Annotated in this window: 23 protein-coding genes, 3 pseudogenes and 1 riboswitch; of the genes and pseudogenes, 15 read left to right on the top strand and 11 right to left on the bottom strand. The window is 56.3% G+C overall.

Features of this window, described 5'->3' with window-relative positions; all coding sequences use genetic code 11:
* The first annotated feature begins 3 nt into the window (after window positions 1–3).
* Window positions 4–294, top strand: a complete 291-nt coding sequence (locus ACXAEW_RS08890; protein ID WP_058289849.1) for a PAAR domain-containing protein — start codon at window positions 4–6, stop codon at window positions 292–294.
* Between the two features lie 133 nt (window positions 295–427).
* Here ACXAEW_RS08890 and ACXAEW_RS08885 read toward each other — a convergent pair.
* The 8 genes and pseudogenes from ACXAEW_RS08885 to ACXAEW_RS08850 form a co-directional block, all read right to left on the bottom strand.
* Window positions 428–804: pseudogene (locus ACXAEW_RS08885) on the bottom strand (transposase); the annotation flags it as partial.
* Between the two features lie 158 nt (window positions 805–962).
* The gene (locus tag ACXAEW_RS08880; protein WP_474940979.1) at window positions 963–1,415 is read right to left on the bottom strand and encodes an HD domain-containing protein; all 453 of its coding nucleotides are present in this window, start codon (window positions 1,413–1,415) and stop codon (window positions 963–965) included.
* Entirely contained in the window at window positions 1,415–1,810 is a 396-nt protein-coding gene (locus ACXAEW_RS08875) for a hypothetical protein (protein ID WP_474940978.1), read from the bottom strand. Before ACXAEW_RS08875 ends, ACXAEW_RS08880 begins: the two co-directional genes overlap by 1 nt.
* Window positions 1,771–2,238 (bottom strand): DUF6883 domain-containing protein, encoded by a 468-nt coding sequence (locus ACXAEW_RS08870; RefSeq protein ID WP_474940977.1) that lies wholly within the window; start codon window positions 2,236–2,238, stop codon window positions 1,771–1,773. Before ACXAEW_RS08870 ends, ACXAEW_RS08875 begins: the two co-directional genes overlap by 40 nt.
* Before the next feature lie 230 nt (window positions 2,239–2,468).
* Complete coding sequence (locus ACXAEW_RS08865; RefSeq protein ID WP_474940976.1) at window positions 2,469–2,852, bottom strand: hypothetical protein; 384 nt, start codon at window positions 2,850–2,852, stop codon at window positions 2,469–2,471.
* A gap of 8 nt (window positions 2,853–2,860) precedes the next feature.
* Window positions 2,861–3,361 carry a nucleotidyltransferase domain-containing protein gene (locus ACXAEW_RS08860; RefSeq protein WP_474940975.1) on the bottom strand — a complete coding sequence of 167 codons (501 nt, stop codon included), beginning with the start codon at window positions 3,359–3,361 and terminating at the stop codon, window positions 2,861–2,863.
* 141 nt (window positions 3,362–3,502) lie between these two features.
* Window positions 3,503–4,372, bottom strand: a complete 870-nt coding sequence (locus ACXAEW_RS08855) for a hypothetical protein (protein WP_474940974.1) — start codon at window positions 4,370–4,372, stop codon at window positions 3,503–3,505.
* Window positions 4,372–5,025: a hypothetical protein gene (locus tag ACXAEW_RS08850; protein ID WP_474940973.1), complete on the bottom strand. Its 654-nt coding sequence runs from the start codon at window positions 5,023–5,025 to the stop codon at window positions 4,372–4,374. The genes ACXAEW_RS08855 and ACXAEW_RS08850 overlap by 1 nt, the downstream gene beginning before the upstream one ends.
* A gap of 597 nt (window positions 5,026–5,622) precedes the next feature.
* Here ACXAEW_RS08850 and ACXAEW_RS08845 point away from each other — a divergent pair.
* The 3 genes from ACXAEW_RS08845 to ACXAEW_RS08835 all read left to right on the top strand — a co-directional run bounded on the left by ACXAEW_RS08845 (window position 5,623) and on the right by ACXAEW_RS08835 (window position 7,680).
* Window positions 5,623–6,150: a hypothetical protein gene (locus ACXAEW_RS08845; RefSeq protein ID WP_474940972.1), complete on the top strand. Its 528-nt coding sequence runs from the start codon at window positions 5,623–5,625 to the stop codon at window positions 6,148–6,150.
* A gap of 6 nt (window positions 6,151–6,156) precedes the next feature.
* Window positions 6,157–7,446: a phospholipase effector Tle1 domain-containing protein gene (locus ACXAEW_RS08840; RefSeq protein WP_474940971.1), complete on the top strand. Its 1,290-nt coding sequence runs from the start codon at window positions 6,157–6,159 to the stop codon at window positions 7,444–7,446.
* A gap of 96 nt (window positions 7,447–7,542) precedes the next feature.
* Entirely contained in the window at window positions 7,543–7,680 is a 138-nt protein-coding gene (locus ACXAEW_RS08835) for a hypothetical protein (RefSeq protein ID WP_474940970.1), read from the top strand.
* 573 nt (window positions 7,681–8,253) lie between these two features.
* Here ACXAEW_RS08835 and ACXAEW_RS08830 read toward each other — a convergent pair.
* Window positions 8,254–9,288 (bottom strand): IS110 family RNA-guided transposase, encoded by a 1,035-nt coding sequence (locus ACXAEW_RS08830; RefSeq protein WP_474940969.1) that lies wholly within the window; start codon window positions 9,286–9,288, stop codon window positions 8,254–8,256.
* Between the two features lie 625 nt (window positions 9,289–9,913).
* Here ACXAEW_RS08830 and ACXAEW_RS08825 point away from each other — a divergent pair.
* Complete coding sequence (locus tag ACXAEW_RS08825) at window positions 9,914–10,327, top strand: hypothetical protein (RefSeq protein ID WP_474940968.1); 414 nt, start codon at window positions 9,914–9,916, stop codon at window positions 10,325–10,327.
* 384 nt (window positions 10,328–10,711) lie between these two features.
* Here ACXAEW_RS08825 and ACXAEW_RS08820 read toward each other — a convergent pair whose 3' ends face one another.
* Together ACXAEW_RS08820 and ACXAEW_RS08815 are read right to left on the bottom strand one after the other, a co-directional pair.
* The gene (locus ACXAEW_RS08820) at window positions 10,712–11,773 is read right to left on the bottom strand and encodes a DUF418 domain-containing protein (RefSeq protein WP_474940967.1); all 1,062 of its coding nucleotides are present in this window, start codon (window positions 11,771–11,773) and stop codon (window positions 10,712–10,714) included.
* A 93-nt stretch (window positions 11,774–11,866) separates the two neighbouring features.
* A complete protein-coding gene (locus tag ACXAEW_RS08815) occupies window positions 11,867–12,052 on the bottom strand; it encodes a hypothetical protein (RefSeq protein WP_474940966.1) in 186 nt (61 codons plus the stop codon).
* A gap of 87 nt (window positions 12,053–12,139) precedes the next feature.
* Here ACXAEW_RS08815 and ACXAEW_RS08810 point away from each other — a divergent pair, with 87 nt between their 5' ends.
* The 10 genes and pseudogenes from ACXAEW_RS08810 to ACXAEW_RS08765 all read left to right on the top strand — a co-directional run bounded on the left by ACXAEW_RS08810 (window position 12,140) and on the right by ACXAEW_RS08765 (window position 23,816).
* Window positions 12,140–12,727, top strand: a complete 588-nt coding sequence (locus tag ACXAEW_RS08810) for a TetR/AcrR family transcriptional regulator (protein ID WP_474940965.1) — start codon at window positions 12,140–12,142, stop codon at window positions 12,725–12,727.
* Window positions 12,728–12,857: 130 nt separating this feature from the next.
* Window positions 12,858–14,246, top strand: a complete 1,389-nt coding sequence (locus ACXAEW_RS08805) for a transposase (RefSeq protein ID WP_474940964.1) — start codon at window positions 12,858–12,860, stop codon at window positions 14,244–14,246.
* A gap of 278 nt (window positions 14,247–14,524) precedes the next feature.
* Window positions 14,525–14,764, top strand: a pseudogene (locus ACXAEW_RS08800) (integrase core domain-containing protein); the annotation flags it as partial.
* 562 nt (window positions 14,765–15,326) lie between these two features.
* Window positions 15,327–16,295 (top strand): DoxX family protein, encoded by a 969-nt coding sequence (locus ACXAEW_RS08795; RefSeq protein WP_474940963.1) that lies wholly within the window; start codon window positions 15,327–15,329, stop codon window positions 16,293–16,295.
* Window positions 16,296–17,145: 850 nt separating this feature from the next.
* Window positions 17,146–17,482, top strand: a pseudogene (locus tag ACXAEW_RS08790) (hypothetical protein); the annotation flags it as partial.
* 388 nt (window positions 17,483–17,870) lie between these two features.
* Window positions 17,871–18,095: riboswitch (cobalamin riboswitch) on the top strand.
* A gap of 121 nt (window positions 18,096–18,216) precedes the next feature.
* A complete protein-coding gene (locus ACXAEW_RS08785; protein WP_474940962.1) occupies window positions 18,217–18,990 on the top strand; it encodes a (2Fe-2S) ferredoxin domain-containing protein in 774 nt (257 codons plus the stop codon).
* 17 nt (window positions 18,991–19,007) lie between these two features.
* Complete coding sequence (locus ACXAEW_RS08780) at window positions 19,008–20,528, top strand: ABC transporter substrate-binding protein (RefSeq protein ID WP_474940961.1); 1,521 nt, start codon at window positions 19,008–19,010, stop codon at window positions 20,526–20,528.
* Window positions 20,525–21,499: an ABC transporter permease gene (locus ACXAEW_RS08775; protein ID WP_474940960.1), complete on the top strand. Its 975-nt coding sequence runs from the start codon at window positions 20,525–20,527 to the stop codon at window positions 21,497–21,499. The genes ACXAEW_RS08780 and ACXAEW_RS08775 overlap by 4 nt, the downstream gene beginning before the upstream one ends.
* Window positions 21,496–22,371, top strand: a complete 876-nt coding sequence (locus tag ACXAEW_RS08770) for an ABC transporter permease (RefSeq protein ID WP_474940959.1) — start codon at window positions 21,496–21,498, stop codon at window positions 22,369–22,371. The genes ACXAEW_RS08775 and ACXAEW_RS08770 overlap by 4 nt, the downstream gene beginning before the upstream one ends.
* Window positions 22,371–23,816: an ABC transporter ATP-binding protein gene (locus tag ACXAEW_RS08765; protein ID WP_474940958.1), complete on the top strand. Its 1,446-nt coding sequence runs from the start codon at window positions 22,371–22,373 to the stop codon at window positions 23,814–23,816. The genes ACXAEW_RS08770 and ACXAEW_RS08765 overlap by 1 nt, the downstream gene beginning before the upstream one ends.
* Window positions 23,817–23,927 lie beyond the last annotated feature (111 nt).

Genomic DNA, 23,927 nt, shown 5'->3' with positions numbered 1-23,927 from the left:
AAGTTGCCCGCAGCAGGCCGCAAAGGCGATACAGGATCTGGACACGATGGCTTCCCGCCCACACCGGCCACGGCTGGAAGCGGAGATGTTTACGCCAATGGCAAACCCGCGCTGCGCAAAGGGGACCCTTTCGCGCCGCACGCAAAGCCCAAACACCCACCCCACGGACGCGCACTTTCAGCCGGGTCCGGGAGCGTGTTCATCAACGGCCAACCCGCTGGCCGCGTCGGCGACGCCATCGACTGCGGCGGTTCCATCGCAAGCGGGTCTGGAGACGTGTTTATCGGTGGATGATACTTTTCTTGCAGTTTACGGGTTTGGCATTGATTTAGTAGGCAAGTTCCCCAAAACCGAAACCCAAGATTATGAAAAACAGACCCGCAGACTCTCTTTATGAATGAGGGAGCCTCGGGGGGCAGGTCATGAGCTCCATACGAACACGGTCAATGCAGGCGCGACGACGAGCGGGGCTCAGGGGCTCCGCCCGTTCTGGCCTGAATTGATCCACAGGATCAATTCCTAGACGCCCATCACTCCCTTTGCAGCTTCCGCCAGGATCAGCTTATCAAGCGTCAGATCAGAAACGGCTTTGCGCAACCGCTCGTTCTCTTTCTGAAGCCGCTTCAGTTCCTTCAATTGGTCTGTGCCCATTCCGCCGTACTTCTTCTTCCAACGATAGAACGTTTGTTCAATCACACCAATCTATCGAATAGCTTCCAGACGCGGCATCCCTTGTCCCGTCAGAACCTCAACCTGCCGTAACTTCGTGACAATCCCTTCGGGCTTTGGTCGCTTGTTGGCCATGTGTTTCCTCCGTTTTCCTAAACATAGCGGAGGACCACTTCAGTGGGGGAGGATCATACTTCGATTTCTTCATCAGAATCTCCTCCTTCATCTTCGAGAAAACTCTACTTCCGCACACCCCTAATTTTCGGGGGCTTTACCGTGTCATTTGGGGGCGCTTACGTGATAGAAAGAAGCGCCTTTTGGGCGGTTGAGTATTTCCGCTCGAGGCGTGCTCTTTGCTCATTATCTTGTAACAAGTGAAGCCTTGACTGGTTGTGGGCCAGATCTGCGCGTTTAACTGCAGTAGAAATAGGGTTGGTCAAAATGCGATTAAGATAAGCACTGTATTCTTCACCTGGTTGCTTTGTGATGCAATCTACAGCATCTCTGACCTCTTTCCCAAACATCTCTTCAATCATGGGCAAGCTCACGATGTCGCGATCCTCACAGTCTTCAACAGTATCGTGCAGCAATGCGACCACCTCATAAATCTCACCAAAGTGACTTACGGCAGCTGCAACTGCAAGGACATGGGACATATAGTCGACGCCAAGCTTGTCTACCTGTCCGTGATGGGCCGCGCTTGCAAGGTTGTACGCCCTTTCTACATGGTTAGCTGTAGGGGGCATCATAGTCGCCTTGCTCGCGCCACAGACGCCACGGTGCCAAGCGATGGGGTCGTCACTACCAATCCCCCATCAGGGATCCTCTTGACAGTAAGTCTCTCACCAGTTGGTGGATAATCAAAAAGTACAGCGTTTCCTCGCTCAAATGCTTCGATGACTGAATAAATTGCAGAAGCGATAGGTGTCACGGGTTGGGAACCTTGAGGCATCAATTCCAGTAGGGAACTTGGCAATGCACATTGAAGCCACGTCGTTCCATCTGGAAGAGCAAATTCAACTTCATAGTTTCCATCACGATAGTCATCCAAAGTAATCCCAACTTCGCCAGAAGCCAAAGCTAATTCCCGATCAAATGGGCCTATATAACGTACCGTGTCGAACTCATTGAGTTGCTGCATTGTCTACCTCGTAAAACCCGAAACGGAGTATTTAAACGCAGTGAGCCGTCAGAAGCAAGCATCCAACCCGAATTCATATAGCTTGTTCGACCTGCTGCATCACCGCGGCCTGGGACAGCGATCTCGACGTTGATGCGCTGCCCATATTGATCGGCCCGTCCCAATGTGTACTGACCTTGCGCAACTTTCTGAGCCGCTCGACGCCTCCACATTTCCGCTAGCTCGCCGCTGTGTTCTCTAGAATAGCCTAGTGATTCAAAAGGTTTGTTCTTCCCATGGGTTGCTCCTGGACGGAAAACATAGTCTGAAAACTTACGTTCATCCACGTTTGTTCGAGAAAGTTGGCGTGCAACCCTCCCCCAAATCCGCGTCCGCGATACCCCTCTTGCGATGATAACCCCTGCACCGGAGAGGACGGCTCCGGCCATGCCCCCGGTGAGACCTCCGACGGCGGCCCCATCGAGGCGGTCGAGCACGCCGCCCTCATCGTGCCATACGTCACCTCCGACCGGAACGAAGATCGTCGGGACTGCGCCTGGCGATCTCGCCGCCGACAAACCAGTTCGGGTTGGCCAGCCGCTGGGCGTTCATCAATTGACGGCGTTCGGCCACAAGTTCCTCGTAAGGGTTGCGTATTCGTACGCCGCGTCGTCGAACATCATGGATGCACAGGTGTACGTTCGGACCAGTTCCATCCGGTCAGTCGGGCGATGTCATCCTCAAAATCACATGAGGCTACTACCCTTAGTCCTCGCTTTCGCATTTCTTTGATCATTGTCGACACTGCCGCAATATATGAATTCTCGGAGACACTATTACTTCTTGGTTCAAGGTACGCTCCCATTGACCAATAAAGAAACCCATCTTCCTCATTCGATCTGATTGGATCGAAATCTTCAGATTTTTCAAGGTCGATCTCAAAGCTGGACGTTGATATTGTACGGCCTACCCGTTTGCCGTCGACGATTTGTAACAACTGTGTCGCTAGCTCCTCCAAGTTGGCACTTCCATCGACGTAAAGGCGGCAGGTTAGGTCTGTCATTGGTGGCCTCATTGCATAGGAATCATTGGTGGATTGTCGAACGGGCCGCCTGCGCGAATAATCGAGACATCTACGTCCATGCCTAGCTCAGCCTGTAACTCGCGTGCAAGACCGCGCAATCCGGCCTCACCTCTGTGTATCCTACCTTGTTGAATAATCATATTTCGCGTTCTTTCTGCCGCCGTTCCAGGGTTGGGATTGAGAATGCGGTTGGGAACAATGTTCGGATCGTTGAGTATTTCGTCAAAACGGTCAGGCGGAACCCGAATTGCAATATCCATGTCTGACCCGGCGCGCGCTGTTCCACCCACACGGCTTCCCTGAACAAAGATATCGTCCCCGAGGCCCATTTCATCAGCATGAGCACGAACGCGTTCCGATGCGCGCCGAAACTGTTCTTCAGTTAAACCTTGAGGAATGCGCCCTCCGCGTGTTCTCGCCCAAATCCGCGTCCGTGACACGCCGCGCGCAATCAGCACGCCTGCACCGGATAGGACGACTCCGGCCATGCCCCCGGTGAGGCCTCCGACGGCGGCCCCATCGAGGCGGTCGAGCACGCCGCCCTCATCGTGTCCGGCCCCTGACAGGGCACCTGTGGCGGCTCCTGTCGTGGCCCCCGCACGGATAGCGCCTGTCGCCCCTTTGCCCGCTTACACTGCGCGTCCGGCCGCGCCTCCTACCGGCACGAATATCGTTGGGACCGCGCCTGCAATCTCACCACCGATAAAGTGTCCGGGGTTGGCGAGACGCTCTGCCTCCATTATCTGTCGGCGGGCAGCGACGGCTTCTTCGTAAGAGCGCCCCGAGAACAGGTTGTCGAGCTTCGCCATGCCCTCTTCGCCGAAGCCAAAAGAAATGCCCTGACCTGCGCCGCCCCAGACGCTTTCCCAGCGAGAGGCTTCCCGCGCACCGGTAACGAGCTGATACTCGTCAAAACTGCGTGCGCGTTCGTCGAGATAGAACTCTCGTCGAGTCGCATCGCCATCAAATCCCGAGGAAACGAAGTCATAGATGGATTTCCAGCCTGCCAAGGACGCCCCAATTAAACTGGGCCTTCGGGTTGGGATTCGCCCCGTCTCAATCGCTTTGTTATTAAAGGCCTGGTTGAAAGAACTCTCATCCAAACCAGCCGGAATGCCATTCCAATCGGGTCGCGCATTGGCTTGAAGAGCATGTTCGCGCTGGCGCTCTCCGATCTGCTCTTCGGCCTCGTCCATGGCCTCTTCTGTGCCAAAGACAACATAGAGCTGTGTGGCTGGCATCGGGATGGTGTGGCGGGGGGATTTCCCCTCTTCGTCGAGTACCCCGGAGGCCACGCGATCACCGCTCATCATATCATAGATGCGGTATCCTATGCCCGGTATTGGTTGGCCGGTGCTTTCATCAACGGCGCCGGCTTCAACCCAATTGTCAGGGCAGGTTTCGCAGATTTGGCCAACATCACCATTGGGCTGGCCTTCTGCTGCAGCTATCCCTTGCGTGTGAAGGTCTGGATTGTTCGGATTTCCGTTCGGACCCATCAGGCAAACCCCCGATAGAAATCGCTCATCTGCTCATGCATCTGGCCCGTCGTCTCCGCCCCTTCCACAATGCGGCGAAGCGAGATCATCAGCGGGTTGTCGAACCAGTATATTCCATGGATAAGCGCCCCGCCGACATAGGCCGCCCGCCTTTGAGGATCACGCAAACCGTATCCATCTGCATGGGACAGGCAGGCTGTCAGAAACGCATCTCGCCGCGGTTGCGTTGCTATCGTCGGGCTTTGTGGGACGAGCCCATGCAGCATATCCTCAGGTGCCAAGGAGCGTTTGATACGCTCGACCAGACGTGCACCGATGACATCCAGGCCCTCTTCCGTCCAGGTCGCACTGAGCCACGCTTCGACAAAATCGCTTAGCAACACAAGGCGGCGGTCTTGCGGGATTTCTGTGCGACCGAGCGAAGATGCAACTCCCTGCTCAAACCGAGGGTCATGGGGAAAATGCACACCAAGTGAAACACTGATCACAACCAGCTTGAACGTCTCGCGTTTGGTTGTGATGTGGTAGGCTTGTGCATAATCGCGAACGGTCCGCACAAAGGCTGCGACTTGATCCAGAGACACGCCCAAAGCAGCCATATGCGCTGGGTATAGATCCAGTACAGCCTGAGCTGTCTCTCGATCCCATCGCAATGCGGCGTCTGCTTCAAAGGCCCCTAATTGACCTTTTGAAAACTTCAGAACCAACGTATCAAACCTAAACAAATCAATTATTGCGTGTGTTCATATCAGCTTTTGACCCAGTTGCAACGTCTGCAAAACCCGTGTTGACACCGCACGACATAGGGCCGTGGAGGAGGGAGGGGCCGCCGCCAGCGGCGGCGTGGCAAGGACGCTGGCTGAAGATCGCAAATCCGCGCATATCGCTGGCCCAACGGGTCGCAAGATCGAAGAGATGGGAAGGTTCAGGAAAGTCCCACAAACCAGGCCGGGGCTTGCGCTCGTCGCATTTAGAGCGTTCTGCCATTGCTCGCGCAGCCGAATGGGGGCACAAATGGAGCTCAAGCTCGATTTACGAGTGGCCCTGAATTTGAAGGGCTGGATTGCTGAATTTATGTGTTATTTGAAAGATATACCTGGATGACTTTGCCCCGCCTTGGCCTTTTCGCCGTACTCTGCCTGTTGCTGTTTTTTATGGTGCGCGCACTATCAGAGCCGCCCGGGCCGACATCACAGCCCCCAAGACCGATCCCTGTGTCATATGAGGTTGGTGCCCATGCCGGTGCGCCTGTGATTTACACGCTGACCATAAATGGAAGCGTCTTGTTCTCACCAGATGTCGCAGATTTTGGTGCGACGCGGATACCGCCTGTTGGCAGTCGCGGGATTATTTTGAAAGTTCCCGCCCTATCTGTACCCGCTGACACAAAGTTGGACATAAAACTGGAATGGACAGATATCTGGACCGGACGTCAGTATAAAACCCAGACGCGCATAGATAAGGCCGACTATCCTTGGTTCGGCGATGGAAGCATTCCACTTTATATGACATTCGAACCAAACGGTGGCTTTGTAATCCGAGTTATTTCGGAAGACCGGTGGGAGGGTGCAATGGCGCGAACAACCTCTACTTTGCCGACCCTCGAGGACTATCCCATTGCTTTTGAAACCTGTGCGCAGCTTATCGACACGCTGCCGCTGAGTGCAGCAAAGGTAGAGGCGATACTGGACAGGATATGGGGCGTAGATCTGGAGCGTTTGAAAGCCAAAAGAACGACACCTGTTCCCACTCCACGCTGCCCTGAACCAGAGAAGTAATGCGTTATGGACGATACGAAAAAACCATCTATTTGGGGGCGGGCCGAAGCTATTATGGCTGACACCTCAACCACGGCAAACTCAGACGTTGGTTCCATCATTGCGACGTGCCCGAATGTTGCGCTCAATTTTGGTGTGTTCTTTGACGGAACTTACAACAACGCGGCAAATGTGGCTGCGTTCAACAGTGGCACGACCGCGGAAACTGGTGGTAGCTATGACAACTACGTCACCAACGTCGCGCGACTGAGCGGGGAGTATTTTCAACCGGAAGATAGCACTCGCAACAGCTGTGGGGGAACAGATCAAGCTTATCGTTCTCGATATATACCAGGGATCGGGACAAGAACAGGTGCGCCTGATGAGGGTCTGGCAGCTGCGACGGGGCTTGGGCAATCCGGTCTGGAAGAGAAGCTGGAAGAAGCGACCAGAGCCCTTAATCTAACAATTGACGAACTCGGCGGCTCATCCTCCATCCGTTCCATCAAGATCGACATATTCGGATTTTCGCGGGGGGCGGCGACGGCGCGGGTCTTTGCCAATCTGATCGCGCAGGGGGACTTGCCCAATGCCGAGGTGCGGTTTTTGGGACTTTATGACACCGTTGGTTCGTTTGGTATCCCCGGCGATGATAGAGAATATGAGATAGGGGACGATATCGCCAATGTTGCCTGCGAGGTTTCTTTTGTCATTAGTCCGATCTGCAAGCTTTTGCCGTCCGAGGAAGTCGCCGATCTTGATATTCGTGCCGACACTGCGGCGCATGTCTTTCACATCGTCGCCGATGATGAGTTCCGCGCGTTTTTCCCGTCATCCAGTGTGAAGCCCGGCCATGGGGTTGAGGTGGTGATGCCAGGAAACCATGGCGATATCGGTGGGTCGACCCCGCCTGCTCAATATGTCGAAGATACGCTGAACCCGCCCCGTTTCCTGCTGGAACGAGGATATTGGGACACGGCCTATCGGCAGGGGATCCCCCCGTCGAACAACGTTGACCTGTTGATGCGCAATTGGGACTACAACTATCGCCGGATGATTGAGCCTGGACTTTGGACTGCGGGCTATATGGCGATGCTGGCGCGCGCACGGCAGGCAGGCGTTCCATTGCGGGACGCTCCAGTCGCCGTCCCGCCTGATCTGCAGCCGATGGTAGACATGATGATTGCGGGGCAAAGCCTGCCAGAGGAAGCGCGCCGCCAGATCCGCACCAAATACGTGCGCATGTCACATGGTGGGATTGGGCCTAACATGCTGGATATCGATCATGCGCGGGAAAGCTACCCCAACAAGCCCTGATCTGACTTAAACCGTGATCGGTTCAACCCAGCTCTCAAGGCAGGATTGTTCGGATTTCCGTTCGGTCCGACAGGCAAAGCCAACGCCGCTCTGTAAATGGCTGGCTTTGACGAGCGGATCAACCGTCGCAGCCTCAAAGAACAGCGGGCTGAGGAATGGCGGGAGAAATCCCCAGAGGTGGCAGCTGCCTCCGAGAAGGAGGCAGCGACCCTCAAGGCGGTACCAAGCGAGTGAGTGCACCCGCGGCGAAGGTCCGCTCCTTCCATTGTGCGTGCAGCATGCGCCCGCCTCTCAACGGCCAGACCCTGCGACTTTGCAAATGTCGCTATCTTGCCTTTCGCAGACATCGGTAGATGGCTCAGCATCAGATCGGGCGGCCTGAAACGGTTGAGTGTCTGCTTATGAGAAACTGACCTTCAAATTTCGCAGACGCAGCGTCGAGCCTAAAGCCTGTCGTGTAAGGGACCGCTTTGGGCTGGCTGGCGTCATCTGGCAGCATGGATCAGGTGCGGATTCGCTGCACCTCTGCTGCCGCAGCGCCGCCAGGCGGCTTCTCTAATTGGGTGTTGGGGTCAAGCTCGTTTTCCTTCATTCTTTTGGGTCAGTGTCGCTCATCCGGGTCACGCTTCTCTTCGCAGTCTGGATGATGCTCTTTGGTGGCATCGCTGCACGCCTATGTCGGATCGGCAGTGGAGAACCTTGCTCTGAGACGCGCTTCAACTTGCGCAACCGACTTTTTCGGCTTCTTCCACAGACCTCGTCCGGTGAGGGACGACCCCGTTAGGATGGGATGGGTTGCGTATTAAGTCATGCCTCGCCTCCTACCTGATCCTGACGAAATTCCGCGCCATCAACCCACATGCGATGCAGCAAGACGGCGCGTTTCCGTGCGACCGCAACAACAGCGCGACGGCGTCCTTTGGTCCGCATCAGTCGCATGCCCCATGATTTGATCTGGGACCCCGCCATCGTGCGCATAAGCAAAGCGTTGGCGGCAGCGTACAGTGTTGCGCGGACATCTCGATCTCCAGCTTTCGATATGCGGCCGGGATTGTCATGTTCGCCAGACTGATAGCGTCGCGGTGTCAGACCAAAATGCGCACCAACAATCCGTGACCGTTTGAAGCGCGTGGGATCATCGACTGCAGCTTTGAAGGTGAGCGAGGCAATCGGCCCGACACCTGGAACCGTCATCATTCGCATGCACCCCTCATCTTGGCTGGCGGCGCGTTTGACCCTGCGATCCAGTTCCCAAAAGTGTTCATACAGGACGACGCGTGCATCTAGCAGCGGCACCAAAGCATGAACCAAAACTTCGTCCATTTCGATCAGTGGCCGTACGACACCGTCAAAGCTGCCGTGCTTCACAGTCATGGGAAGACGAATGCCAAAGATCTTTAATAGCCCACGTACTTCATTGGCGAGGTCCATCGTCTTCTTGAGCAGTGCCTTGCGTGTGCTGAGCAAAGCGCGAACGCCATGCGCTTCGCGGCTCTTCATGTGAACCGGGCTGAACCAACCGGTGCGGAGGACCTGAGCGATGCCACGCGCATCATTCTTGTCTGTCTTGTTGCGCATCGCCGACAGCGCCGCATTGACCTGATGCGCCTCCATACAAACGACGTCAAAACCTGCTGCCTTCAAGCCAAAAAACAGATGTTGGCTCATCGTGCCCGCTTCAAAACCGACCCGTTCAATCGGATGGGGAAACGTTCCAAGCCACTCAGTGATGGCGCGGACCTCGCATGGTAGCTCTCGCTCAAGCAGTACGGTTCCCTTACCATCGACAATGCAAAGCGCACAGGATCGTAGCGATACGTCTATTCCAGAAAAGTATTCCATCTTCTATCTCCCTTGTTCACAGATATCCTGTGATCCTATCGGGAGCTCGACCTCAGAATAGAGGGCAGCCCAATTACGCATGCTTTGAGCCCAGGTTTCAAGATTTCGGCTTCGCAGCGAATGTCGGCTGTCAGGAGACGTTCAAAAAACTGCAATAAGATCTTGAGTCTTGAACGAGGATGTTTTGGTAGCCTCCAATCAGGTCATTTTCGGCCGTTCCAAACACTAGGTTTTTTGGCGCGCCCACCCCCCTATCAGGGAAAGGTGGGCTTATCGGTTCAACCATTTTTCTGCTAAGGGGAAGAAGTGATCTTTGCGAAGCCCTAGTTCCTGCCAGCTGGGCAGCAATCACACGCTGCACGACGACCAAAAAAAGCCGCCGTTCGCCGCGCCTGCGGCGACCGAACCGCCGCCGCAGAGGGCATGTCTCCAGACCGACCGTTTGCGGGTTCCACTTTCGCCGCGACCAGTTCAGACAGGAATGACGAAGACAAAGAGGTTGTTTGTATCATCTGTTCTTGTACCCGCCTTGCGCTTGGCGGTCCCATCTTTGAGCGAAGCCGGCATTGAGCCTCTTCGACCTAAGTCCAATTTGTCGGCGGATTGGTTCGTGCTTGAAAAGAGCATGAAACGTGTTTTTGTGCCATTGGCGCTGGGTTTTGGACTTGCGCATTCTACGGGACATACAACAGAACTGGCGCTTGGCCCGTGTCGTGGGATCTTGAACGCGGATGAACGCCTGTCCTGTTATGATGCACTTGCGGATGGTGGTTTGAGATTTCATCAAACGGGCCATGGTGGCGCAGAGTTCCAACATATCGATCTTGCGGCAACGGACACATTGGTGTTTCGAAACCGCGATGTTGTAATGGTTGTGACTGTTCTGAATGCTGCACAGGACGTCGTCCAAAACCTTCATATCGGCGGCGCCAGCACAGAGCGGTTTCACGCCCGAACCGAAGGCGCTTACAATCTGCAGATCGATGCCACAGGCAACTGGGATCTGTGGGTGGAAGCAACAACTGCAGATGCGCGATGAGGTTGGGCGCACGCATATGTGTTGCAGTGGCAGCCCCGGTGTGCATCAGCTTTTTGATGGTTGCAGGCCTCGTATACGGGCAAGGCAACGCGCAATTTTATACGGACCGTGCCAATTGGGCACAGCAACAGATCAACACATTGGAACAGCTTGGTGTCACATTGGACAGTATGCTGGTTGATGTTTTGCTCGCGCCGGACCCGCGATTATTGATGGCTGAGCTGGACGTATTTGAACACGACAGCCTGCATCGGCTTGGAATTCTGGACAACCAGCCACCAAGTGTCATCGAACGGGAAAGGAGCGGACAAACTGTGCTTTCGTTGCGTCGGCTCCAATGGCCGCATTGCAACGCGCATTCATTGTGGCTGCCTACGTTGGGCGCTAGCCTGCCAGCTTTCGCATCACTGCTTCAACGGGTCCACGTTTGAACCAGCGCGCCCAGATCAGCGCGTAGACGGTTGCTACGAAACAGAACAGGAGGGATGCCCCAACCGCCTGTGCAACGGTCTGCCCGCCGAGCATGCCCAAGGCTTCTAGCGTCCCCATACCAACGAGAATGTGGGCTATGTAGAGCGTCAGAGTTTGCCGCCCCGCAGGGGTCAGCACACGCAGAACGCCCATTGCCTTCAGACGATCCGAGACCAGCAGGCAGCCCCCCACGACAACGCAGGCAGCGCCAAGGCCCGCGAGGGTATAGAGTGGCATAGGCGGCACGGGGGCCGTGGATGCCAGCACTGCAAGTTCCGGGTCAATCGGTCCGAGCCGGGCCATAAGCCACGCGCTCGCGCCCTCAGCGACGACAAAGGCAATCACACCCCCAAGGACGAGTTTCCATTGCGTCGCGCGTTCCGCGAGGGACATACGGCTGAGAATGATGCCGAACAGAAGGAACCCTAGCCACGGGATTACGGGATGCCAGCCGTTGAAGAAAAGGTTGCGCACAAAGCCCAAGGGTGTCCAGAAGCCGGTGTAGGTGTAGTCATCCCAGTTCCAGCCTGCGTCATAGTTCAGTGTCAGGATCATCGTCACAAAGGCGATGTTGAGACTCACGAGAACCCCGAAGAGCGCCCGCGAGCCCAGCGGTAACACAAAGACGCCAAACAGAAAGTAGAACGCATAGTAATGCAGGATGTCGGCGTCAAAGATCGTCATGTTCAAGAGGCCGATCACCAGCAGGAATACCGCACGTTTGATGGTGACTGAGACCGTCTGATCCAGCCCCTTGAGGCCCGCCAGACCCAGCCCTATGCCCGCCAGAACGACAAACGTGGCAGCGGCGCGCCCCTCAAGGGCGGTGGTCAGCAGATTGAGAACACCGCTCCCCCCATCAGCCCCCATGGCGATCTTGAAATTCACGATGACCATGCCGACAAACGCCAGGAAGCGCGCCAGGTCGAGGCCTTCGAGGCGGTTGTTCTTGGGAGGCTGCTGGGTCTGTTTCATCATGTCTGCCTACTTCGCAACTGGCGTGTTTGGCTGGTCTTCCGGCATCTGTTGAAAGTCGGAAATCATAAGGATGCCGTGATACCGGCGGGATCAGGGTGCGGTATCAGAGGCGTCAGATCTTGTTTCGGGGATAAAGTAGAGAAACCAAAGAAACCAAAGTGCGCTCGTGAGATCCCACCATGATCCATCCGCGGAAAAGACCCCAATCAGCTTTGGGAGTTCATAGACCCCGATCAGGCCAAGAAACCCAAGGTACCAGTGCTTTTGAAACGTCATGATTTACCCTTTTCTTCGCAGTTCACTCAATGATATGAACGAACGATCGTTCACCACCTAGTCGCCAAACGTCGGAGCGTCAAGCCATTGCCTGAAACTGAAACGTCTATCCATCCACGCAAGCTCGAAATAACACATGCTGCGGTGGCCTGTTTTCTGGAGCATGGCTATCATCAGACGGGTGTCCGCGACATTGCCAAACAGGCTGGGATCAGCCTGGGCAATCTCTACAACCATTTCAAAGGCAAGGACGCTGTTCTCGCCTTTATCGCCGAGTTGGAGGGAGAGGAGCTGTCCGGCTTCATCGAACTTCTGTCAAATGCTGACAATCCTCGGGCCGCACTGGAACAGTTCTTTGATCAATACGCAGCCTATGCGGCGCGCCCGGAGAATGCGTTGCTGGGCGTCGAGATCCTGACCGAGGCTCTGCGAAATCCGGCCATCGCCGAGGTCTTCGGCGCGAACCGCAGCAGATTGATTGATGCCTTGGTCAGCTGCCTGAACAAGGGTGCCAAGTCGGGCATCTTCGTGCCATATGACGATCCGCGCGCTGTAGCCTGCATGGTGCTCGACGCGCTTGACGGGGTGGGCTTGCGCGGGCTGTCAACGATCAAGCCAAGCGAACACGCGATAAGGTCTATTAGGTCGCTCATCATCAACGGCTTGGAGGCCTAGTTGCGAAACAGTGGACATCCATGCAGTGCGCAGCATCGGTAAGTATGGGCTTATTCTGTTGAAAAACTCTTCTTGTTTGGTGCTGGATTGACTGGTTCAATTCTTGCGACGTTGCAGGAGATTGACCGCGATGATGGGGCCGAGGCAGGAAGCGCAGGGAGCGTTGTTCTACGAGTTCTCGATTGAGGACCATGTTCCTCAGGATCACATTCTCCGTGGCATAGACCGGTTCGTCGAACTTTCAGGCATCCGGGGACACCTTGCCCCCTTCTATAGCTCAACGGGCAGACCGTCAGTTGATCCGGAACTGATGATCCGGATGCTGCTGGTGGGCTACGTGATGGGCATTCGATCTGAGCGTCGGCTCTGTGACGAGGTGCATCTCAACCTCGCGTACCGCTGGTTTTGCCGCCTCGATCTCACTGATCCGGTGCCGGACCATTCGACCTTCTCGAAGAACCGGCACGGCCGTTTCCGAGACAGTGACCTTTTGCGGCATTTGTTCGAGACGGTTGTTACGCGCTGTATCGAGGAAGGGTTGGCCAGTGGGCAGCGTTTCGCAGCTGACGCCAGCCTGATCCAGGCTGATGCCAATCGGCAGAACTCCTCACCGCAGCGGGATTGGGCACCTGAGAAGATCGTCCCTGAAGATGCACCCCGCGCCGTCAGGGAATACCTAGAGACGTTGGATGAAGCCGCCTTTGGTGCTGCAAGCCCGGTGAAGCCGAAGTTCACCTCACATTCCGATCCAGCCTCGCAATGGACAGGGGCACGGGGTGGACCCGCCTATTTTGCCTATTCCGCCAACTATCTGATCGACACCGACAACGGTGTGATCCTGGATGTTGAAGCAACTCGGTCTATCCGACAGGCTGAGGTCGGTGCTACCCGAACCATGGTTAGTCGGGTGCACCAGCGCCATGATCTCAAGCCGGAACGGTTGATCGCAGACACGGCTTATGGTTCGGGACCCATGCTTGGCTGGCTTGTCGATCATGGCATTGCTCCGTATATCCCGGTTATCGATAAATCCGGTCGCAACGACGGGACCTTCGAGCGAGCCGACTTCACCTATGACACTGAGAATGACGCGTACATCTGTCCAGGTGGCAAGGAACTCAAACAATACCGCCGGGCCTTCACAAAGCCGAGGGAACCGAAACCGGACAAGGACGGCATCCTTCGTTATCGTGCCCGCAGATCCGACTGCGACGCCTGCAACCTGAAAAGCCGATGCTGCCCGAAAGAGCCGCGGCGCAAGGTAACACGGTCGGTCCACGAACCATCCCGAGACGTGGCGCGCGCCATCGCCCAAACCACCCAATACGCGATCTCTTGCAAGCTCAGGAAGAAGGTCGAGATGCTGTTTGCCCACCTCAAACGCATCCTCGGTCTCGGACGCCTCCGATTACGTGGTCCATGCGGCGCACGCGACGAATTCCACCTCGCCGCCACCGCCCAGAACCTCAGAAAACTCGCAAAGCTCATCACGGCTCCCCAAACAACACCCGCCATATGATCAAGGTCTCGGCTGTGCAGATATCGAGATCAAAACCGAGCATTCAAATCGGCGAGTTTTTCAACTGAATAAGCCCAAAGCTGCCTTGCGGCGGTGCAGCGCCAGATTTTGCCAGATTCATCTGAGCTGACGCCATCACAGATGACGGCAGGCAGCCCTTTCGAGACATTCACGCAAGAAGGATCAGTGCCACTGCTGCAGGCGCGAAGGAAATCGGCGATTTTCCCAAGAGCGGACTTTCAGACCGCTTCGAAAGATTGAAACAATGCTGCACAGCGTTCGTGGAAAGCTTCAATGGCCGTCTGCGAGATGAATGTTTGAATGAGCATATCTTCGGCAATCTCGCCGAAGCCCGGAAGATCATTGAAACCTGGAGGATCGACTACAACTCCCAGCGACCACACACATCACTTGGCGGGCCGGCTCCCGCCGTTTACGCCAATCTCAACCGTGCCACCCGGCCCGCTTCGCTTGAGCTACGCAATGGCTCCGCTCAGCAGGCCTTGACCGCAACCTAATCACGAGGAAGAAACAGGAACGGATTCTGCACCCAAACGGCCCGGATCAAGGGGCTGGGTCAATCAGCTTGGCAATAACATTTGTTTGAATTGAAGCTCATAGGAATAGTTTTTATGCAGAGTCCAGTAGCTGACTAACTGTAGAGAAGCACGTTATGTCGAAGAATCTGGTACTTTTTTCGCGCAATATTGTCTGTTGGATGGCCCTGGCGGGCATTCTATGTATTGGCAATTTGCACATATGGGGATCGCAGGTCTCCGATCAGTTCTTAAGTGACTCAGCTACCATTGAGCAGACTACGGGCGATCATTCAGTGTCGCCTTGCAACGGTCAGTGCGTTGTCGATAGTATGTTGTGTAATGGGAACGCGTGTGTATCTGCAACCCCGACCAAGATCGTTCTGGTGCGCAAGGCCTGTTCTGTAAACTGGCCCATCCTAACTCTAGCGCTCGTCGGGCATGCCATCTGTATTGAACCAAAGCCTCCGAAATACGCTTAAACGTCGCAAGCATGCCGCAAGCGGCTGCTTTTCCTCCTACATTCATATTTCGGAGTGTCTGAATGACACAGCAAAAAACGTCCATGCTGGACGCAAAAAATCTATGGCAACACCTCAGCTCGGCAGGGCCCAGTCAGTTGTCCCTGCAAGACATCAGCTTGATCGCGCTTGTTTTGCGATTTGGCATTGGATCAGTATTCATTGTCGGCGGCTGGTGGAAACTATCCCGTGCTCTTGATCCAGACCGCGCCGAGGCCTTGACCAGCCGCTATTTAGCACCCAATGGCTACATCAACGAATTCTTCCAAAGTTACCTGTTCGCGGATGGTTCTCTGACGCCTTGGGCCTTTATGACAGCCCTATCAGGATTCGAGTTGTTCGCCGGGGTTGCCCTGTTTCTGGGTATTTTTATCCGTCCGCTCGCAATAATATTCGCACTCTTGATGTGGTCCTTTGTAGCTGCCCTTCCCGTCGTCACGACGCCAAACCAAGTGCTGACCGATGCAACTTACCTTACGCCAGCGCTCATCGTGCAAATCCGAGACATCGGTCTGTCTGGTTTCTGCTTTGCCCTAGCCATGGTTGGATCAGGAAAGTTTAGCTTAGACCACTCGCTTTTTGGTCGCGGATCGGTGACCGTGTCCGACCGCTGGGCCTCCTTAGGGTTATTAATGCGCCTTTCCGTCGGCATTGTCTTTCTTGCAGGCGGGTTTTTCTTTGGTCTCGACCATGTGAAGTCTTGGATTGGTTTCCCGCTGATTTCCATCGCAATTGGCGCTGTACTGCTATCTGGTCACGCGGTACGATTTGCTGCAATTGCCGCGTTTGTAGTTCTAGCAATCTACTGCTTTGGTAAACTGGATCTGGCCAAGTCAGTCTGGGACAACCTCAATGCGATCAAAAGAGAGTTTGCATTTCTAGCCGCATGCGCCCTCTTGATCCGGTTCTCAGGTGGAGATGCGTTCCAGATCGGTTCGTTTTTCAAAAATCCCAAGACTGCCCTATTCGGTGAAGAAAGCCATATTTCCTAAACCGTAACCCAACCATGCCAACGGCTTTTTTTTAGGGCCGTTGGCTAATGTGGAGTGAGGACACCTTAAAATCCGGTACGGTCACTCATGCAAAGCGCAGTATTGGTCAACATGACCTATAGCCGGTTACATCCAGCATGCGATATAACCGGTTATAAGTTGATATATCATAGATCGAATGTATCCCCGATATTCGCCCCCATCATCAGGTAACTGCATCGGAATGTCTCTCATCTGCACAGTTAGCCGCGAATAACACCCCGGTTGTTGATGAGGTAAGGTCCAATCGTAGCAAGATCGTGCGACTATCGATGTTCGCTACAGCGGACATTTAACATGCTATTCATCAAGGGCGACCATGCGGACAAAGCAGCTGTTCAGTCAGCCAGCTTGTTAGGTATGGGTTCGGCCTTCATCCAATGGACCTCTGACTGGACGTGTCCTTCCCTCACATACTTACCCACGTTTTCTGGCATCGCCCTTTCCTTGAATGCTTCTGCCGTGCGAGCTACGAACCCCTCCTGCCTCGTCAGATCGAGCGACTTTGCAAGGTCGTCAAAAAGGCCATTCCGGTACGGGCCGCGATAGAGCGTCGTAACCACTTGCACGCGCAATTCTTCAAACCGAGCCAAAGTCGAATCCGACGGTTGAACCTCTTCATCCACGATCCAAGCGAAGCCCAAAAGTATGAGAGCAGCTTATCATATACGACAGAGTGGCGCGCGTAGAGGTTCTCACCAACAATGCGCTCGCCCTCTGTAAGATAGGGGGAAATCCCTGCGGTAAACGCTTTGAGCCAATCTCGGGAAGGGTGGTCGCGACTGTCCGGGCTGCGTGCATGAGACCCGCCGCCATCATCCCTCCGCGCAAGAATGCGCAGCTTTGGAAGCCGAAGACAGCGGGCGCCATCGCACGAAACGAAGCCGAGAGAGCGTGCCAATATCTCGGTCGCGCCTTATGGTGAAAACTGACCGGCTATTACCGCCGCAGCCGCGCAGAAATGAAACCTCTCGTGGCTTTTCGTGCCGAAATGCACTGCCGGTCGATGGATGAACTGCGTCAAACTCCTCGGCCAAGGCCTCATGGCTCGAGACTTCGACCGACAAGTTGCCGAACTTCTCGTTCGGATCGCGGTGCTCAACCGTTACACAGCTATTGGCATACCCGTCACAGAGCCCGTAGGATAAGTCTGTCCGGGGAAAGGCGAAGTTCGGTCAAGCACCGATTTGTGCAACACAGCCCTTGTCGCGCCGATCTATCTTCAGTGCGGAATGTGTCGTCAGAGCAGCTACTCGTCAACGTCAATTTCGATTGTCGCCCCTGTTCTCGTCGAGCTGCGATCAGACCAACCAGACGCGGGCAATCTGGACCTGTGCAAGCGCAGCATTATCGTGAAGCCACAAAACCTCAAATCGAGCGGCGCAACGCTGTAACCGCACGGGACATTCACGGCTCGAACAAAATGCACGAGGTGAACAGGGTCGCCGCTCAGTCGGGGCTAAGATTGTAACTTAGCATTACAAAACACTTTTGGCCGTTTTGCTTATTCTTGATCTTGACCGTGTTCGCAATTTGATCTCAATTGGCGCCGATGGTTCCCGGTTGGCACAAGCCTTTGCCGGGATGAAAAGGGAACACGGTGAGGTGTAGCCAAAAGGCGCCAACTCCGTGACTGCCCCCGCAACTGTAAGCGGTGAGCGACCTCTGAAACACCACTGGGCCCAAACGTTTGTGGCCTGGGAAGGTTTGAGGAAGCAAGGACCCGCAAGTCAGGAGACCTGCCATCTCGGGCACCTTTGGTGCTTCAACGCAAATCAAACCGGGCGGGGTGTCCGGGAAGGAGAACCGAGATGACAAAGGCCAGATTACCTTTACTGAGCTTCGGATTCCTTTGGTCCCCTGCATCGTCGCGGAGGATCGGATGGACGTCACCCAACACCGGCTAGGCAAAGCCTCTGATGCGGACGCGATCTTGTTAGTGGTGTCAGCGTATTCGTTGAGCAAAGGGGCTTTGAAGCGGCTCGAAGCGGCCGCACTCAATGCCACGTCACGCCCTGCGCGCCTTATCCGTCTGGAAGAAGGCGGCCCAAGCCTGATGGACGCTCTGGATGCTATGCGGGCCGAAGGTCACCGTCGCATCCGGGTGCAGCCTTTTGGTATCCCATTTCCAGAAGGCCTTTTGGCGTGGTTGCCGGGCGTTATGGCGGAGTGGCGAACGCGCGGGCAAAACGCGGATACGTGGTTGGAGCTGGGGCCGGACCCTGCACGCCACACCGATGCTCTGGAGGCCTTCACGGCAGCCTCTCTGGCGCATCCTGATCCGTCCAAACCCATTGAGGGGGTGACCCCGCGCTTGGGCAAACCCGGGTGGAATGATCCTCCCGATTTTGACTTTCACCTTCTGGTCTGCACTGGGCCGCGCTGTGCGATCCATGGGGCGGCGTCTTTCACCCATATGCTGAAAGACGAGCTGAAGGCGGCGGGTGTTTTCGACCGCTGCCTGACAACGCGAACCGGTTGCATCTACCCCTGCAATCGCGGCCCTGTGCTGGCGCTTTACCCGCATGGCCACTGGTACCGGCTGCCCGACGTTACGGCCACGCGCCGTTTCGTGCGCGAGGTGCTGGTATATGGCGGCACTGCGGACGACCTCAGATTTCATACGGCCAAGGCGGCATGCGCGACACTGGCCTAAATTTAGGAGACAAATCCATGACACTCAAATCCCTCTTGCTCGGCGGCGCGGTTGCGCTGGCGGGGGTTCCCGCCCTGGCTGAGGACATCATTAAGATGGCGACAAGCTTTCAGATCCGGTCCATGGACCCGGTCAGCCAAGGGTTCTGGATGCAAGAGTTCGGTCAAGGTGAACTGCTTATGAAGTTTCAGCCTGATGGGACGATCACGCCCTGGCTGGCTGAAAGCGTTGAACGTACCGATGATACGACCTGGGTGATCACGATCCGAGACGGCATCACTTTTCAGAACGGCAAGGTCATGGACGTCCCCGCTGTATTGGCAGCAATCGAATACCACCGCGCGCGCAATTCGGGTACACAGGCCGTCTTACCTGCTGAAGCGACATTCACGCAGACGGGCCCTTTGGAAATCACCGTGAATACCGGCGTGCCGGTTCCCGAGATGCCCAGCATCTTGGCCCATGAGAGCCGTCTTATGATCATCGATGTGGCGCCGGTTTTGGCCGCAGGTGAGGACTATGAGGCGCTTGAGGGGGCGGGAATCCACACAGGACCGTACAAGGTTGTGGACCTGAACGACCAGCGTATGATTGCAGAGCGCTACGATGACTATTGGCAAGGCACCCCAGCTATGGCCGGCCTTGAGCTGCGGTTTGTATCGGATGTGAACGCACGCATTCTGGCAGTGCAAAACGGCGAAGTGGACATCGCCCTTTATCCGCCCATTGCCGCCGCCCCGGTGTTTGCGGTGACGCCCAACGTGAACCTTGCTCTTGGGGCCCCCTCAACGGGCGGGTTCCTCTCCGCCATGGATGTGACCAACGGTGCCTTCGAAGAGATTGCGGTGCGCAAAGCCGTTATGCTGGCTGTGAACTACGAGGAGCTTGCAAACGATGTATTTCATGGCGCAAAGATTCCGGCCACATCGCTGTACAACCCCCGCTTCCCTTGGGCGGTTGAAAACTATCGCTATGACGTGGATGAGGCAAATGCGCTCCTCGACGCGGCGGGCTGGCTCCGCGATGGAGACACGCGCAGGCGTGACGGGGAGACATTGTCGGTCACGTTGATGATCTATCCGCAGCAGCCCGACCTGGTCCCACTGTCGACGGCGATGCAGGCGTATTTGGCCGCCATCGGAATCCAATCCGAGATCGTCTCGGTCGATAGCGTCACGGAAGCGACCATGAACGATCTGGTTGACTGGGACCTGGCAATGGTTGCAACGGGCACTGCCACTGTCGGCTCGGTCAGCGGTTTCCTGAACCGCTACGTTGCTTGCGAGGGCGACCGGAACTACGGCGGCTATTGCAACGATCGTATCCAAAAGCTCATTGAGACGCTGGATGTGACTGTTGACGAGGAAACGCGCTACGAATTGCTGCGCGAGATTCAAACGATCCTTGTTGACGAGGATCCCTATGTGTTCAATGCAACGATCCTGGTTGAACGCGCGCTCACAAGCGATGCTTGGTCCAATTACGTCCCCGCCGTGGCGTGGAACCATATCAAGTACGATACCGCTCCGAAACAGTGACTTGGTTACGAACCATAATAGAGCGCGGCGGCCTTGCGGTCGCTGTCCTCCTGCGGACCGCCCAGGCCCTCCTGACGGCTTTGGCCGCCAGTGTGATCGTCTGGGCGATCCTTCCGCTTGCGCCCGGCGATGTGGCCGAACGGGTGCTTTTGGGGCGGGGCATGCAAGACATTACCTCTGAGGAAATCGAAGCCACGCGCGAAGCGCTGGGATTGAACGAACCGCTGGTTGTTCAGTTCATAACCTGGCTGAGTGGCGTGTTTCAGGGTGATCTGGGGCAAAGCTTTACAAGCCAGGCGCCGGTCACGCAGGAGCTCATGGAGCGGTTGCCAGCGACTCTGATGTTGCTGGGGCTTGCTTTGGTGTTCTCGATCGCCTTTTCGCTGGTCCTAGCGGTGATCGCCGCCGCCTTCCAAGACCGCTGGCCCGACCATCTGATCCGGCTTTACACGCAGATTGGTGCCGCGCTTCCGACCTTTGTCTTTGCACTCTTGGCGCTGACGTTCGTCGTTGTGGGCTTCCAGTTCGGTCGCGTTTTGGCGGAACCGTCCTGGTCTGCCGCGCTCATCCCTGCCTTCATTATCGGTTTGGACCGCGCGGCCAGTTGGACCCAACTGCTGCGCGCAGGATTGTTGGAGGCGATGGCGAGCGGCTATAGCGAGGTGGCCCGCGCACGCGGGGCCTCAGAATGGCGCATCCTTCTGCGCCATGCCTTGCCCAATGCCCTGTTGCCCTTCCTCACGGCTATCGGGATCAGCCTTGGCGCGCTGATCGGTGGCACCCCCCTCATTGAGGCAATTTTCACCTGGCCCGGCCTTGGGGCTTACCTGTTGGAAGCGCTCATATCCCGCAATTACCCGGTGATCCAAGGCTATGTGCTGATCGCAGCCCTCTCCTATGTGGCGGCATCGCTGCTTGTGGATGTTGTGGCCATGGTCATCGATCCTCGTTTGAGGAGACAAGGCTCATGACAGTGCTGGAGCTTGTACGGCCCTCCGTTTCCACAGTTGCAGAGCGCAGTTTACTCAAGCGGCTCTGGCGGCACCGTTCGGGTCACACCGGGCTGCTCCTCGGAGCGTTTCTACTGCTGTTTGCTCTCTTGGGTACAGTTTGGACACCACATCCTCCAGACCTGCCGAATTATGCAAACGCGTTGAAGCCGCCAAGCCCGTCTCACCTGTTCGGGACCGACGCGACGGGGCGCGACATGTTCAGCCGCGTGATGGATGGCGCACAACGCTCCGTCGGCGCGGCCTTGTTGGTCCTCGGGGCCGTTTTCCTCATTGGTCTGTGCGTGGGCATCTTCGCGGCCCTTGCGGGCGGCGTGACGGATGTCTTGTTGATGCGTCTGGTCGATATCACCATGACCTTGCCGCCGTTGGTGCTGGGCTTTGTCGTGCTTGGACTTCTTGGTCCCGGCCTCTTCAATCTGCTCATCGCAATCCTGATTGGCGAATGGGCCTACTATGCGCGGCTTGCTCGGTCGCTGTCGCTAGATGCCCACGCTCGCCCCCATGTGATCGCGGCCCGGATGGCCGGCGTTCCAGGTTGGCGGATCATCTGGGGTCACATCCTGCCCGGCGTCGCGTTGCAACTGGGCATATACGCCACGTTGCAGCTTGGGATCATGATCAGCATCATTTCCGGGTTTTCGTTTTTAGGCCTAGGCGTGCAACCGCCAGCTGCCGAATGGGGGGCGCTTTTGTCGGAGTCGCGTCTTTTCTTTCCGATTGCACCTTGGCTGTTGATTGCACCGGCATTCGCGATCTTTTTGTCGATCCTGTCGGCCAACCTGCTCGGCAATGCATTGCGTGACGTCGCAAGCCCGCAGGAGGCGTTCTGATGGAGGCAGTGCTCAAGTGCGAAGATCTCACAGTCACCTATCCAAGCGGGGCGACGCCAGTTCGTGGAGTATCTTTCGCTTTGAAACCCGGCGAGTGCTTCGCCCTTGTTGGCGGGTCGGGTGCAGGTAAGTCCTCCATCGCAAAAGCGCTTGCAGGGCTCCACCGTTGCGGGACAAAGGTGGGTGGGTCTCTCTTGATTAAGGGTCGCGAAATGACGCGTGCCGACGCGCGGGACTGGCGGGCGGTGCGCGGCGGGCAAGTCGGTTTTGTAGCCCAGAACCCTTGGGAGAGTTGCGATCCTTTGCGTCCCGTGCGCGACCACGTGGCCGAGGCTTGGCGGTGTCAGGGCCTTTCGACGTCCTGGTCCAAGATTGCGGAGCGGTTGTCGGGCCTGGGCGTGTCTGAGGCGGAGGCCCGGATGCATCAGCATCCGCATACGTGGAGCGGTGGGATGCTTCAACGTGCGTCCATCGCGGCCGCAAGTGCCCTTACACCACCTATCCTGATTGCCGATGAACCGACCAGCGCGCTTGACGCAGACCGGGCGCAATCCGTACTGACCGCTCTGCGGTCGCTTGGCGCAGCTGTTGTGTTGATCAGCCATGACATCGGATTGGTGCTCAGAAACGCTGATCGGGTCGGTATCCTACATGGCGGACATTTGGTAGAGCAAGGCGCACCCTCCGCATTAAAAACCCGCGCACAACATCCCGAAACCCGGCGTCTTTTGGCTGCATTGGAGAGGTTGCCCGAGCGAAAACGAGCCACCAATGCGTCGCCGATCCTGCGCATGGAGGGCGTCAGCGCCAGCTACAACAAAGGGCGCACGTCGGCGCTCAGAAGTGCAGACCTTGCAGTCAGTAGCGGCGATATCATCGGGGTCCAAGGGCCATCGGGCTGCGGAAAGTCGACGTTGCTGCGGCTCGCTATGGGGATCGAACGTCCAACAGGCGGAACCATCTGGCGTGCTGACAGCTTGAAACGCGCTGGCGCAATCCTCCCGGTTTTTCAGGACCCGGTTAGCAGTTTGGTGCCCCATTGGCCTATTTGGCGCTCGGTGAGGGAACCATTGACCGCAGCAGACCAACGCCAGTTACCACGCACCGAGATGCGCAAGAAGGTCTCAGAGGCGTTGGCGCGTGTCGGACTTGGCGAGATCGACCCTGAGGCGCGGCCATCCGAATTGTCGATCGGGCAATGCCAGCGCGTGGCCCTTGCCCGTGCAGCGATCTCTGAACCGGCATTGATCGTAGCGGATGAACCTACCAGCGCGCTAGACAGCCCGTCCACTTGGCTTGTCTGCCGGTTGTTGCGCGATATCGCTGATCATGGCGCAGCGGTTCTTGTGGTCAGTCACGACAGCGCTTTTCTCAATCATCTCGCGGATCGGGTCGTCACGATGGAGGCGGGACGGACCATCACATATGAGGTCGCAGCACAATGAAAGAAACGCAGACATGGGTTTGACCGCGATGATCCAGGCCGAAACCGCGCATCCGGTGCGCCTTTTCGCTTTTTGCACGGGGCATTGGAGCACTGCACGTGTTGGAAGCCG

The sequence above is a fragment of the Epibacterium sp. ABZ3_068 genome (assembly GCF_056159265.1).
Note: the sequence above shows the minus strand (reverse complement) of the source record. Positions and strands in the feature narration are given on the sequence as shown.

Bases quoted from the DNA above. Each gene is read 5' to 3' on its own strand.
- ACXAEW_RS08865 (WP_474940976.1), bottom strand. From the start codon at position 2,852: ATGACAGACCTAACCTGCCGCCTTTACGTCGATGGAAGTGCCAACTTG.
- ACXAEW_RS08805 (WP_474940964.1), top strand. From the start codon at position 12,858: ATGATGGGGCCGAGGCAGGAAGCGCAGGGAGCGTTGTTCTACGAGTTC.
- ACXAEW_RS08840 (WP_474940971.1), top strand. From the start codon at position 6,157: ATGGACGATACGAAAAAACCATCTATTTGGGGGCGGGCCGAAGCTATT.
- ACXAEW_RS08815 (WP_474940966.1), bottom strand. From the start codon at position 12,052: ATGACGTTTCAAAAGCACTGGTACCTTGGGTTTCTTGGCCTGATCGGG.
- ACXAEW_RS08830 (WP_474940969.1), bottom strand. From the start codon at position 9,288: ATGGAATACTTTTCTGGAATAGACGTATCGCTACGATCCTGTGCGCTT.
- ACXAEW_RS08880 (WP_474940979.1), bottom strand. From the start codon at position 1,415: ATGCCCCCTACAGCTAACCATGTAGAAAGGGCGTACAACCTTGCAAGC.
- ACXAEW_RS08780 (WP_474940961.1), top strand. From the start codon at position 19,008: ATGACACTCAAATCCCTCTTGCTCGGCGGCGCGGTTGCGCTGGCGGGG.
- ACXAEW_RS08870 (WP_474940977.1), bottom strand. From the start codon at position 2,238: ATGGCCGGAGCCGTCCTCTCCGGTGCAGGGGTTATCATCGCAAGAGGG.
- ACXAEW_RS08770 (WP_474940959.1), top strand. From the start codon at position 21,496: ATGACAGTGCTGGAGCTTGTACGGCCCTCCGTTTCCACAGTTGCAGAG.
- ACXAEW_RS08820 (WP_474940967.1), bottom strand. From the start codon at position 11,773: ATGAAACAGACCCAGCAGCCTCCCAAGAACAACCGCCTCGAAGGCCTC.
- ACXAEW_RS08765 (WP_474940958.1), top strand. From the start codon at position 22,371: ATGGAGGCAGTGCTCAAGTGCGAAGATCTCACAGTCACCTATCCAAGC.
- ACXAEW_RS08825 (WP_474940968.1), top strand. From the start codon at position 9,914: ATGAAACGTGTTTTTGTGCCATTGGCGCTGGGTTTTGGACTTGCGCAT.
- ACXAEW_RS08795 (WP_474940963.1), top strand. From the start codon at position 15,327: ATGACACAGCAAAAAACGTCCATGCTGGACGCAAAAAATCTATGGCAA.
- ACXAEW_RS08875 (WP_474940978.1), bottom strand. From the start codon at position 1,810: ATGCAGCAACTCAATGAGTTCGACACGGTACGTTATATAGGCCCATTT.
- ACXAEW_RS08785 (WP_474940962.1), top strand. From the start codon at position 18,217: ATGGACGTCACCCAACACCGGCTAGGCAAAGCCTCTGATGCGGACGCG.
- ACXAEW_RS08855 (WP_474940974.1), bottom strand. From the start codon at position 4,372: ATGGGTCCGAACGGAAATCCGAACAATCCAGACCTTCACACGCAAGGG.
- ACXAEW_RS08835 (WP_474940970.1), top strand. From the start codon at position 7,543: ATGGCTGGCTTTGACGAGCGGATCAACCGTCGCAGCCTCAAAGAACAG.
- ACXAEW_RS08860 (WP_474940975.1), bottom strand. From the start codon at position 3,361: ATGGCCGGAGTCGTCCTATCCGGTGCAGGCGTGCTGATTGCGCGCGGC.